The following is a 12,165-nucleotide window of genomic DNA, read 5'->3' as shown; positions in this document are numbered from 1 at the left end:
GATTCGATCTTCCTCGCCAACTCGATCCAGTACTCTGACTTTAACAGCCCGGGTGAAAAATCGGCTCAGATCCGTTATGACATCAACCTGGCTTCCTATGGTGTTCCAGGTCTGAGCTTCATGACCCGTTACGTTTACGGTTGGGACATCGATTACAGCAAAATCAACCCGGATGGCGGTTACGGCGGTTACTACAGCGCCACTGCAACCGACGTGTCGCACCACGAGACCAACCTGGAAGCCAAGTACGTTGTTCAGACTGGCCCAGTCAAGAACCTCTCGTTCCGTATCCGTCAAGCTTGGCACACTGCCGACGCTGGCCAGATCGACGGCGACACCAAAGAGTTCCGCCTGATCGTCGACTACCCGATCTCGATCTTGTAATCGCAGTCAGCTACTCGTTTCGAAAAAACCCGGCTGATGCCGGGTTTTTTTATGGGAACAAAAACCCGAACCACCGACTTTGCTGCCCCGCCCCGCCCTGTACGCGACCGGATCACCACCGTACAATGCCGGGTCATTTCTAGTCTCAGCAACCGACAACGGCCTACCATGCGCACCAGTCAATATTTGCTCGCCACACAGAAAGAAACGCCTTCCGATGCGGTCGTCGTCAGCCACCAGCTAATGCTGCGTGCTGGCATGATTCGCAAACTTGCCTCAGGCCTTTATACCTGGCTCCCCATGGGTTTGCGTGTATTGCGCAAGGTCGAAGCTGTCGTTCGCGAAGAAATGAACGCTGCTGGCGCGCTTGAAGTGTTAATGCCTGGCATTCAGCCCGCAGAGCTGTGGCAAGAGTCCGGCCGCTGGGAGCAATACGGCCCGGAATTGCTGCGCATGAAAGACCGACATGATCGTGAATTCTGCGCGGGCCCGACCCACGAAGAAGTCATTACCGATCTGGCGCGCAACGAGCTTAATAGCTATAAGCAGCTGCCAATCAACATGTATCAGATCCAAACCAAATTCCGCGATGAAATCCGCCCGCGCTTCGGCTTGATGCGTGGCCGCGAATTCATCATGAAAGACGCGTATTCGTTCCACGTTGACCAGGCTTCATTGCAAGCCACCTACGACCGCATGCATGTTGCGTACTGCAACGTGTTCACGCGGCTTGGTCTGAATTTCCGCCCGGTAGAAGCGGACAACGGCTCCATTGGCGGCGCGGGCTCCCACGAGTTCCACGTTTTGGCCGACTCTGGCGAAGACGATATCGTATTCAGCGACAGCTCTGATTACGCCGCCAACATTGAGAAGGCCGAGGCTGTGCCGCGCGAAAAATCGCGCCAGGCTCCGACCGAAGAACTGCGTCTGGTTGATACGCCAAATGCCAAGACCATCGCACAACTGGTTGACGGTTTTAACCTGCCAATCGAAAAAACCATTAAAACGCTAGTGGTACACGCGGCGGAAGAAGGCAAACTGATCGCGCTGATCATTCGTGGCGATCACGAACTCAATGAAATCAAAGCGGCCAACCTGCCTCAGGTCGCCAACCCGTTGGTGATGGCTTCCGAATCCGAACTGCGTGACGCCATTGGCGCCGGCGCGGGCTCCCTTGGTCCGTTGAACCTGCCGTTGCCATGCGTCATTGATCGCTCTGTCGAACTGATGAGCGATTTCGGCATCGGTGCCAACATCGATGACAAACACTACTTCGGTGTTAACTGGGAGCGTGACTTACCGATTCCAACGGTCGCCGACTTGCGTAACGTGGTGGCCGGCGACCCAAGCCCGGACGGCAATGGCACGCTGGAAATCAAACGCGGCATTGAAGTCGGGCACATTTTCCAGCTCGGGACTAAATACAGCGAAGCCTTGAAGTGCCAGGTACTCGGTGAAAACGGTAAACCCGTCACGCTGACCATGGGCTGTTATGGCATCGGTGTTTCTCGCGTGGTGGCTGCAGCCATCGAGCAGAACAATGATGCCAACGGAATTATTTGGAATGACGCATTAGCGCCCTTCCAAATTGCCTTGGTGCCATTGCGCTACGAAACCGAGCTTGTGCGCGAGGCCACAGACAAACTGTACGGCGAATTAACTGCCGCAGGTTTTGAAGTGCTGCTGGATGACCGTGACAAAAAAACCAGCCCAGGTAACAAGTTCGCTGACATGGAGTTGGTCGGCATTCCGCACCGCATCGTCGTCAGTGATCGCGGTTTGGCCGAAGGCAACCTTGAATACAAGAGCCGCACCGAAGCCGCGCCACAAGCGCTGCCCGTAGCTGACGTACTGTCCTTTCTTCAGGCCCGTATCCGTCGATAAGCCCGAAGGCGCGCACGCCAAAAACGTGCGCGCCCTCTGCTATCAACGCACGACGAGGCGAGACACGCCCTTTCTGTATCAAGAGATCACATGCTCAAGCGAAGCACCTTAAGTCTCCGCGGCGCTGCACTTTGCGGCACCATCCTAGTCAGCGGCTGCGCCAATCACTTGTCCCAACGCAGCGAACACGAAGAGCGTGTCGAGCGAAAACTGCTTGAGCACACGCTTCAAGTCGATATTGGCGAGCCCAAGATGTTGGAGCTGCCCCAGCGGCGCGTGCGGATTAATGAACAAAAAACCTTCGAAGTCACTGAATTCGAAGTCACCCGCAATTACGATCGCTACACGCCCTACCAACCTTGGCGCGAACTCTACGAAGTGCCTTTAGGCGCAGTTGCATTGGTCGCAGGCGTGGGCGCCAATATTTTGAACGTGTTCATGTTCGGCCATCTGCCGGGGACAGTCACCAAAGACTGGATTGATTACGGCGTTGCCGGCATTAACCCGTTCATGAATACACAGTCTCATGGCCGAGCCGAACAAAACCTTGCAAGCATTGATGAAGTTCAGCGCGACAAACACACTGAGCATACTAGCCTGCCATGGAGCGAGCGCCCGGTAGAGGTTATGTCGGGCGCACAAACATTCAATTTGACGACAGATCAGAATGGCGTATTGCGCCTGAACCTGCTTGATACACCGTTTGCCGAGCAAGACCTGACCAGCATCACTCGCCTGCAAATCAACGTCGAAGATGAGCAAGACAGCGTGCAAGCCAACGCCTCCTTACCCATCAGCACTTCGTTGCGGGGCAAGTTGCTCGAAGCTCACGCACTGATCTATGACGATCTCGAAGAAGACGGTGTCAGCCAGTGGGTCCATCGGGTCAAACGTCTTTCAGAACTGGGCCTTGAAGAAGAAGCCAGCGAACTGGAACAAAGCCTGATTGAACTGACCCACAATGACCCAGAACTTCAAAAGCAATTCCTCAAGTCACTGACTCGAGATGCTGGCCGCCTGGTGGCAGACCCACAATCTGACGATTAAAGCGTGAACAGTTCCAATTGCTCATGAGCGCCACGCAAGTCCAGCAAGCGCACACCAATGCCCAGCAATCGAACCGGCTTGCTACCCCGCGCGAATGCCTGAGTCAGCAACTGCTGGTAACTCTCAAGACTGCGCCCTGCTCCGGACTGCTCCAGCGTGGTCTGGCTGAAATCGTGGAACTTCACTTTAACGAAGGGTTTTCCAGCCCGATAGCCATCGCCAATACGGTCCATTCGTCCGGCGAGCGTTTCGAGGAGGTCTGGAAGTTTTTCCAGGCAACTGGCCAGATCGGGCAAATCCGTGTCGAAGGTATTCTCGACGCTAACTGACTGACGCCGACTGTCGTTCTGTACCGGCCGATCATCCATGCCCCGCGCCAGATTCCACAACCGCTCACCAAAGGTGCCAAATTCGCGCACCAACGCCAATTTGTTCCAACCGCGCAGATCAGTGCAACTGACGATACCCAATCTGCCCATTTTGTCCGCCGTCACCTTGCCCACGCCGTGCAGCTTTGTCACCGGCAACAGTGCGACAAAGTCCTCTACCTGATCCGGGGTAATGACAAAAAGGCCGTTGGGCTTTTTCCAGTCACTGGCGATTTTCGCCAGAAATTTGTTAGGCGCGACGCCAGCCGACACCGTGATATGCAACTGATTGGACACCCGACGACGGATATCCTGGGCAATTCGCGTCGCACTGCCCGCAAAAATAGCGCTCTCGGAAACATCCAGAAATGCTTCATCCAGCGACAGAGGCTCGATCAGGTCCGTGTAATCGCGAAAGATTGTCTGGATTTCGCGGGATGCTACTTTATAAGCATCCATTCGCGGTTTAACGATGGTCAGATCGGGGCACAGTTTTAGCGCGTGCCGGGATGACATCGCAGATCGCACACCGTAAGCCCGGGCCTCATAGTTGCAGGTCGCGATCACACCCCGACGATCCGCCGACCCACCCACGGCCAACGGTTTACTGGCCAAACGAGGATCGTCGCGCATTTCAATAGCTGCATAGAAGCAATCACAGTCAACATGGATGATTTTGCGCTGCGTCATTTGGGTGTGCGTTTTGGCATGCTGTAGGTCAGGCAGTATCTCATTGACGTCGGACGCTGGCATCCCCGATACCCAGGGCGACGTGCGAAAGGTCAGGTAAAAGCTCGAAAATAATCCTGTTAACGCGATGCGACAAGCCCTATGACCGGCCTTTCGGTCAATTCATAAGCGCTAAGCGATTGAAGGAAAAGCATTTTTTTGAAATTAACAATTGACAGCCCAGCGTTCCACTGTAGAATGCCGACACACAGACGCGGGATGGAGCAGTCTGGTAGCTCGTCGGGCTCATAACCCGAAGGTCGTCGGTTCAAATCCGGCTCCCGCAACCAAACATCAAAAAAGGCTACTCGAAAGAGTGGCCTTTTTTGTATCTGCGATTTGAGCACCCTCATGCCTACCTTCTCTCTTCTATTCTTCTATATAGATAGGCAGCATTAGCGGCTGGCGCTAACGACGCCGACCAACGGGAACCTATGAACCTTGACCATCTAGTCAGCTCATTTTCAGTTAATTATCATTTATTTAGCATTATTGATTGACACCCCGCCGTTCGGCTGTAGAATGCCGGCACACAGACGCGGGATGGAGCAGTCTGGTAGCTCGTCGGGCTCATAACCCGAAGGTCGTCGGTTCAAATCCGGCTCCCGCAACCAAACATCGAAAAAGGCTGCTCGAAAGAGTGGCCTTTTTTGTGTCTTCCGGAAAGGCTCCGGAACAGCAAGCAAAAAAGCTTGTCAGAAGTGTCGATCCCAGGGATAGGTGTCTACCGCCGATTAAAGTATCGGTTGAAACGAATCCGCTACATTCGCTCGTTAAACTATGACGCGCTAATATTTCGAAAATATTTTTTGCGTAGGGATTGGTAACTTGTCTGCATACCTCCATCCTGTCGCGCACGATCCAAGGAGTGATTGATGCGCGCCTCGTCCGAAGAAACCAATGAAGCTGTCACGGTTCCCCACCCGATTGCGCCGACTCGTCTGCACTGGCTGGAGCTGCTAAGCAAATATCGTCAGCCTTTGGGGCTAGCAGTGACGTTACTGCTATTTTCCATCGCGCTGATCGCTTGCCGCCATCTATTGAGCGAGCTCGACCTCTATGCGCTGCACGACTCACTGCTGAGTGTGCCCACCCCTTCGCTGGTAGGGGCGGTTGCCGCGGCGGTCGTCGGCTTTATCGTACTGCTGGGCTACGAGTGGTCTGCAAGCCGTTACGCCAACGTTCAATTGCCTACAAAGACGTTGATCCTAGGCGGTTTTACCGCATTTGCGATAGGCAATGCCGTCGGGTTGTCGCTGCTTTCTGGCGGCTCTGTGCGCTATCGGCTGTATGCGCGCCATGGGTTAGGTGCCGCCGAAGTCGCGCGCATGACGTTATTTGCCAGCCTGTCACTGGGTTGCGCCCTACCCCCGCTGGCAGCACTTGCAACGTTGAGCGACTTGCCCGCTGCCTCTGCCGCCTTGCACCTGTCGACTACGTTGTTGGCCGCGGTAGCCGGCGGCATCCTGTTGCTCTGCGGATTATTGGCCGCCGGCATTTATCGTCGTCGCCTGCCTGAACAACCGATTACGCACAATTTATTGGTACGCGTCGGCCGTCGCACATTGCGCCTGCCAAGCCTGCGCCTAACATGGATGCAACTGGTCATTACCGCGTTAGACGTAGCCGCTGCCGCGACTGTGCTTTATTTGCTATTGCCCGATGCACCTCCGTTTGGCGCTTTTGTCCTGGTTTACCTGTTGGCGTTGGCCGCAGGCGTGCTTAGCCACGTGCCTGGCGGTGTGGGTGTATTCGAGGCAATTTTGCTCGCTGCTTTCGCCGACCAACTGGGCGCGGCCCCGCTGGCTGCGGCCTTGCTGCTGTATCGCCTGATCTACGTCGTACTGCCTCTGCTGCTGGCGTGCTTGGCACTGCTGTTCAGCGAAGCGCAGCGCTTACTACCTACCAGCCAGGCTATGCGGGTGGCTTCGGGCATGGCTGCACCGATTCTTGCGCTGCTGGTGTTTCTGTCTGGGGTGGTGCTGCTGTTTTCTGGCGCCACGCCGGAGATCGATTCACGCCTGCGCCACCTCGGTTTTCTGCTCCCACATCGACTAATTGATGCCTCGCACTTCGGCGCCAGTCTGGTTGGCGTGTTGTGCCTGTTGCTGGCACAAGGCTTACGCCGTCGACTCTCAGCAGCGTGGATGCTCACCACTGTGCTATTGCTAGTCGGCGCACTGCTTTCGTTGCTTAAGGGTTTTGATTGGGAAGAAGCCACCCTGCTGATCTTGACGGCGGTTCTGCTGGCGATCTTCCGTCGGTCGTTCTATCGCCAAAGTCGCCTGCTTGAGTTGCCGTTTTCTCCCCTGTATCTCGTGGCAAGCGTTTGCGTACTCGCGGCGTCAGTGTGGTTACTGTTGTTTGCCTATCAAGATGTGCCCTACAGCCAGGAACTCTGGTGGCAATTCACGCTTAACTCCGACGCTCCGCGTGCCTTGCGCTCGGCATTGGGCAGCGCAGTGTTGCTGGTGGTTGTCTCATTAACCTGGCTGCTGCGTACCGCACGCCCCGTCATTACATTGCCGAACGATGAAGAACTAGCCCAAGCGGCCAAAATCGTCAACGCTTCCGACCAGCCTGACGGTGGGCTGGTACTGACCGGTGACAAGGCGCTACTGCTGCACCCGAGCGGTAAGGCATTTCTGATGTACGCACGCCGTGGCCGCAGCCTGGTGGCCTTGTATGACCCGATTGGCCCAACACAGCAACGCGCTGAGCTGATCTGGCAATTCCGCGACCTGTGTGATCTGCACCATGCGCGCCCCGTGTTTTACCAGGTACGGGCTGAAAACCTGCCGTTCTACATGGACATCGGTTTGACCGCGATCAAGCTGGGGGAAGAAGCCCGCGTTGATTTGCAGCGCTTCGACATTGAGTCGAAGGGCAAAGAAATGAAAGACCTGCGCTACACCTGGAACCGTGGTGGCCGTGATGGCTTATCACTGGAGATCTATGAGGTCGGTCAGGCACCGCTGGATGAGCTGAAGGTCATTTCGGACGCTTGGCTCACCGGCAAAAACGTGCGCGAGAAAGGCTTCTCGCTGGGTCGCTTCAGTGCGGCTTATTTACAACACTTTCGCATTGCGATTATTCATTTCGAAGGCAAGCCAGTAGCATTTGCCAACTTGCTGGAGACGTCTAAACACGAGTTGGCCAGCCTGGACTTGATGCGGGCGCACCCCGATGCGCCGAAGCTGACCATGGAATTCATGATGGTCGGCCTGATTTTGCATTATAAACAACAAGGCTACGGACGCTTCAGCCTGGGCATGGTGCCATTGTCCGGCCTGCAACCTCGGCGTGGCGCGCCTCTGACTCAACGTTTAGGTTCAATGGTCTTCCGCCGAGGTGAACAACTGTATAATTTCCAAGGTCTGCGCCGCTTCAAAGACAAGTTCCAGCCTGACTGGGAACCCCGCTATATGGCTGTGCCAGCTGGACTTGATCCGCTCGTGGCACTGGCTGACACTGCCGCCCTGATTGCAGGCGGCTTGACTGGATTGGTGAAACGCTAATGATTCAACGCTACTGGCGCTTTTTGCTCGCAGCCCTGATTGTTCTCGCACTGGTACTTGGCTTTTGGCTGTGGAACCGCCCTGCCCCTCAACCGACCCTCGAACGCCTGACGCTGGAAGATGGCTCGGCTCTGATCCGTGTCTCTCCCGGGACTCAGGCTAAAGCCCGGGTCGGGCTAGCTGTCCTCGCCGATGAAGGTTTGACAGACAAACAACTACTGGCGCTCAGCCAAGACGGCAACGCTCAGGTCATTCAAGTCACGCTGCCCAAGGATGATTGTGCGCTGCAGGAAAAAACCCTGACAGCCGCACTGACGAAGCTCGACGGTCCTGCCACGCTGGTGGGTGGAGTTGGGCCAGGCGCGACCTTGGCTTGGCGCTGGCTAGCAGGGCAAAACGATGACAATGCGAAAGCCGTCTCGGTAGGTTTTACCCTTGAGCCGCCTGCGTGCGTCGACAACGTGCCAAAAAATGCAGCGCACGGTCACTGGCTTGTTGCCTGGAACGATGGCCCGGACGACGCCGCCGCTACCTTGGTGCGTGACCAGCCTAACGCGCAAAACAGCATCAGCGACTACGACGTGCACCTGCCGCAACTGTTTAACAGCCAACTGCGCCAACAATTGGTCCCCGACGACCAAAGCGGCGGTTTGAAAATCCCTGTCGTCGAAGTTCCGGCCGGAGCGACTACCGACACCGTGACGCTCTTCCTGTCAGGCGATGGCGGTTGGCGCGACCTCGACCGTGACGTAGCGGGCGAAATGGCCAAGATGGGCTATCCAGTGGTCGGCATAGATACACTGCGCTATTACTGGGAGCATAAATCCCCAGAGCAAACCGCTCTGGATTTAGCCGAGCTGATGGATCACTACCGCCAGAAATGGGGCACCAAACGCTTCGTACTGATGGGCTATTCGTTCGGCGCAGATGTATTACCCGCGATCTATAACCGCTTGGCACCGGATGAGCAAAAGCGCGTCGACACTATCGTCTTGCTGGCATTTGCCCGTAGCGGCAGTTTCGAGATTCAGGTAGAAGGCTGGTTGGGCACGGCGGGTAAAGAAGCACCTACCGGTCCTGAAATGGCCAAGCTGCCACCTGAGAAAGTACTGTGCGTGTATGGCACGGAAGAAACAGCTGAAAGTGGCTGCACCGAATCAACGGCCGTGGGCGAGAAACTCATGCTGCCAGGCGGCCACCACTTCGATGAGAACTACCCTGCACTGGCCAAACGCATGACGGATGCCATTGATAAACGTCAAGGTAAACCGAAGGCCTAGAAGCTTAGCGGCAAGCTTCAAGCTATAAGCCTCAAGCTGAGAGCGGCAAGGATCGAAACTTGCCGCTTGTAGCTTGCAACTCGCCGCTGCCCCTCTCTTACATCTCTACCTGTGTACCCAGCTCTATCACCCTGTTGAACGGCAGGTTGAAGAAGCGCAGGTTGCCGTTGGCATTCTTCAACATGAAGGAGAACAGCGCCTCTCGCCACCGCGCCATGCCGTCCAGTTTGGAAGCGATAATGGTCTCGCGGCTGAGGAAGTAGGTCGTACGCATTGGACTAAAGTCCAGCTCTGCCAGATGGCAAAGCTTCAGCGCAGCAGGCACATCTGGCTCGTCGATGAAGCCAAAATGCAGAACAACACGGAAGAAGCCCTCACCGTACGCCTCGACTTCAAAGCGTCGGCTTGCCGGCACCCGTGGAGAGTCCTCGTAGACCACCGTCAACAACACCACTTGCTCGTGCAATACCTGGTTGTGCAGCAGGTTATGCAACAAGGCGTGTGGCACGGCATCGGGACGCGCAGTTAGAAATACCGCCGTACCTTGCACGCGATGTGGCGGCTGCACGCGGATACTGCTGATGAAGATCGGCAGCGGTAAGCCACCCTCATCCAAACGCTCGACGAGCAGCTGCTTGCCACGCTTCCACGTGGTCATCAGGACAAACAACACGATCCCGGCCAAAACAGGAAACGCGCCGCCTTGTACGATTTTAGGAACGTTAGCTGCGAAGAACAGCCCATCGACCAACAGGAAACAAAGCAGAACAGGTATCGCCAACAACGGCGGCCATTTCCACAACAACAGCACGACTGCCGACACAAGAACCGTGGTGATGAGCATCGTTCCTGTGACCGCAACACCGTAAGCGGATGCCAGCGCCGTGGAGGATTCAAAACCGAGCACCAACAAGATCACACCCACCATCAGTGACCAGTTCACCGCACCAATGTAAATCTGGCCTTGGGAAGAGCTGGACGTGTGCTGAACATGCATACGTGGGATATAGCCGAGTTGAATCGCCTGCAGCGTCATAGAGAAAGCCCCCGAAATCACCGCTTGCGAAGCGATTACGGTGGCCAAGGTCGACAGAAAGACAAGCGGAATCAGCGCCCAGCTCGGCGCCAATAGGTAGAACGGATTACGTGCAGCTTCGGGATTGTCGAGTAACAGTGCGCCTTGACCAAAGTAATTTAATACCAGCGCCGGCAATACCAACGCGAACCAAGCGCGTGCTATAGGCTTGCGACCGAAGTGGCCCATATCCGCATAAAGTGCTTCAGCGCCTGTCAGCGACAGAACTACTGCGCCGAGAATGGTTACGCCGATGCCAGGATGAGCGACAAAGAACCGTACAGCCCATATTGGGTTGAGTGCTTTAAGCACTTCGGGGTTCTGCATGATTCCATAAACACCCAGCGCTGCCAGGACCAGAAACCAGAGGACCATTACCGGGCCGAAGAGAATTCCGATCCGCGCCGTACCATGGCGTTGAATCAAAAACAGTCCCACTAATACAACCAGCGACAGCGGCACAACCCAATGCTCGACGCCTTTGAACGCGAGTTCCAAGCCTTCCACCGCAGACAATACCGAGATGGCCGGAGTGATCATGCTGTCGCCGTAGAAAAGCGCAGCACCGAACAAACCAAAGACCACCAAAGTACTGCGCAGCCTTGGGTACGAAGACGATGCTCGACGCGCCAGCGCAGTCAGCGCCATGATCCCGCCTTCACCCTGGTTATCTGCGCGCAAAATAAACAGCACGTACTTAAGCGAAACCACCCAAATCAACGACCAGAAGATCAGCGCCAAAATGCCAAGCACGCCGACATGATCAACCTGAACCCCATACCCCCCAGAGAATACCTGCTGAAGCGTATATAGCGGGCTCGTACCAATATCGCCGTAAACCACTCCGACGGCTGCGATCAGCAGACTCAAAGGCTTCGCCGGATGATGCCCTGCGTCTACCTGACTAATTGCCTGACCCATTAACCACTCCTACCACCGAGACCTAGGGCTGCAAAAGCACACTGTTGTGCCTGAGCGAGCGCCGTTTTTACAGATACTGATTAACGCCGTCGTAATGATTAGGCGTAACGCCGCGAAGCATAGCGCAGCACTCGTCGTAATTCTCTGCATAAAGCTGGTCAATCTACGGTGCCGCCGCTAGAATTGCGCACTTTTTGATCAGAGGCGCACTGAGCGCCCCGTCGACACCCCGGCCATTTGCCCGGTGTCAGCCAAATACCGAGGTTCGCCATGTCCACCGTCACCACGCCGTCCGCCCCAAAGGTTGGCTTCGTTTCACTAGGTTGCCCTAAGGCACTCGTTGACTCAGAGCGCATCCTTACCCAACTGCGCATGGAAGGCTACGAAATCGTTGCCACCTACCAGGACGCCGACGTCGTGGTGGTCAACACCTGCGGTTTTATCGACACCGCCAAGGCTGAGTCGCTGGAAGTGATCGGTGAAGCCCTCGCTGAAAACGGCAAGGTCATTGTGACCGGCTGCATGGGCGTGGAAGAAAGTGCGATTCGTCTGGTGCACCCAAGCGTGCTGTCGGTCACCGGTCCGCAGCAATATGAACAAGTGGTGATGGCTGTTCACGACGCCGCGCCGCCTAACCTCAATCACAACCCGCTGATTGACCTGGTGCCGCCGCAAGGCATCAAACTGACGCCCCGCCACTACGCGTACCTGAAGATCTCCGAAGGCTGCAACCACAGCTGTAGCTTCTGCATCATCCCGTCCATGCGTGGCAAGCTGGTCAGCCGCCCGGTTGGCGATGTGCTCGACGAAGCCCAGCGTCTGGTCAAATCCGGCGTCAAAGAGCTGCTGGTGATCTCCCAAGACACCAGCGCCTACGGCGTCGACATCAAGTACCGCACCGGTTTCTGGAATGGCCAACCGGTGAAAACCCGGATGACCGAATTGTGTGAAGCCCTCAG

8 protein-coding genes and 2 tRNA genes are annotated in these 12,165 nt (G+C 55.9%); 8 read left to right on the top strand and 2 right to left on the bottom strand.

The window, feature by feature from the left end:
* The 3 genes from M0974_RS31530 to M0974_RS31520 all read left to right on the top strand — a co-directional run.
* On the top strand, positions 1 to 384 hold a 384-nt coding region (locus M0974_RS31530; RefSeq protein ID WP_297846006.1), incomplete at its 5' end, for an OprD family outer membrane porin.
* A 168-nt stretch (positions 385 to 552) separates the two neighbouring features.
* Positions 553 to 2,268, top strand: a complete 1,716-nt coding sequence (locus tag M0974_RS31525) for a proline--tRNA ligase (protein ID WP_297846005.1) — start codon at positions 553 to 555, stop codon at positions 2,266 to 2,268.
* A 90-nt stretch (positions 2,269 to 2,358) separates the two neighbouring features.
* On the top strand, positions 2,359 to 3,315 hold the full coding sequence (locus tag M0974_RS31520; protein WP_297846003.1) for a hypothetical protein: 957 nt from the start codon (positions 2,359 to 2,361) through the stop codon (positions 3,313 to 3,315).
* Here M0974_RS31520 and dinB read toward each other — a convergent pair.
* Positions 3,312 to 4,373: a DNA polymerase IV gene (gene dinB, locus M0974_RS31515; protein ID WP_297846002.1), complete on the bottom strand. Its 1,062-nt coding sequence runs from the start codon at positions 4,371 to 4,373 to the stop codon at positions 3,312 to 3,314. The genes M0974_RS31520 and dinB overlap by 4 nt on opposite strands.
* 252 nt (positions 4,374 to 4,625) lie before the next feature.
* Between dinB and M0974_RS31510 the strand changes: the two genes are divergently transcribed.
* From M0974_RS31510 to M0974_RS31495, 4 genes are all read left to right on the top strand, one after another.
* Positions 4,626 to 4,702: transfer RNA gene (locus M0974_RS31510), tRNA-Met, on the top strand.
* Positions 4,703 to 4,949: 247 nt separating this feature from the next.
* Positions 4,950 to 5,026 (top strand) — tRNA-Met (locus tag M0974_RS31505).
* A gap of 261 nt (positions 5,027 to 5,287) precedes the next feature.
* On the top strand, positions 5,288 to 7,930 hold the full coding sequence (gene mprF / locus M0974_RS31500; protein ID WP_297846001.1) for a bifunctional lysylphosphatidylglycerol flippase/synthetase MprF: 2,643 nt from the start codon (positions 5,288 to 5,290) through the stop codon (positions 7,928 to 7,930).
* The gene (locus M0974_RS31495; protein WP_297846000.1) at positions 7,930 to 9,210 is read left to right on the top strand and encodes an AcvB/VirJ family lysyl-phosphatidylglycerol hydrolase; all 1,281 of its coding nucleotides are present in this window, start codon (positions 7,930 to 7,932) and stop codon (positions 9,208 to 9,210) included. Before mprF ends, M0974_RS31495 begins: the two co-directional genes overlap by 1 nt.
* A 97-nt stretch (positions 9,211 to 9,307) precedes the next feature.
* Here M0974_RS31495 and M0974_RS31490 read toward each other — a convergent pair whose 3' ends face one another.
* Positions 9,308 to 11,206 carry a potassium transporter Kup gene (locus M0974_RS31490; protein WP_297845986.1) on the bottom strand — a complete coding sequence of 633 codons (1,899 nt, stop codon included), beginning with the start codon at positions 11,204 to 11,206 and terminating at the stop codon, positions 9,308 to 9,310.
* 270 nt (positions 11,207 to 11,476) lie between these two features.
* On the opposite strand from M0974_RS31490, the gene M0974_RS31485 reads away from it, so the two are divergent.
* On the top strand, positions 11,477 to 12,165 hold a 689-nt coding region (locus M0974_RS31485; RefSeq protein WP_297845984.1), incomplete at its 3' end, for a radical SAM protein.

The organism is Pseudomonas sp. (genome assembly GCF_026224925.1).
In the GTDB taxonomy this organism is placed as follows: domain Bacteria; phylum Pseudomonadota; class Gammaproteobacteria; order Pseudomonadales; family Pseudomonadaceae; genus Aquipseudomonas.
Note: the sequence above shows the minus strand (reverse complement) of the source record. Positions and strands in the feature narration are given on the sequence as shown.

Coding starts and splice junctions, on each gene's coding strand:
- M0974_RS31490 (WP_297845986.1), bottom strand. CDS start 11,206: ATGGGTCAGGCAATTAGTCAGGTAGACGCAGGGCATCATCCGGCGAAG.
- mprF (WP_297846001.1), top strand. CDS start 5,288: ATGCGCGCCTCGTCCGAAGAAACCAATGAAGCTGTCACGGTTCCCCAC.
- M0974_RS31525 (WP_297846005.1), top strand. CDS start 553: ATGCGCACCAGTCAATATTTGCTCGCCACACAGAAAGAAACGCCTTCC.
- M0974_RS31495 (WP_297846000.1), top strand. CDS start 7,930: ATGATTCAACGCTACTGGCGCTTTTTGCTCGCAGCCCTGATTGTTCTC.
- dinB (WP_297846002.1), bottom strand. CDS start 4,373: ATGACGCAGCGCAAAATCATCCATGTTGACTGTGATTGCTTCTATGCA.
- M0974_RS31520 (WP_297846003.1), top strand. CDS start 2,359: ATGCTCAAGCGAAGCACCTTAAGTCTCCGCGGCGCTGCACTTTGCGGC.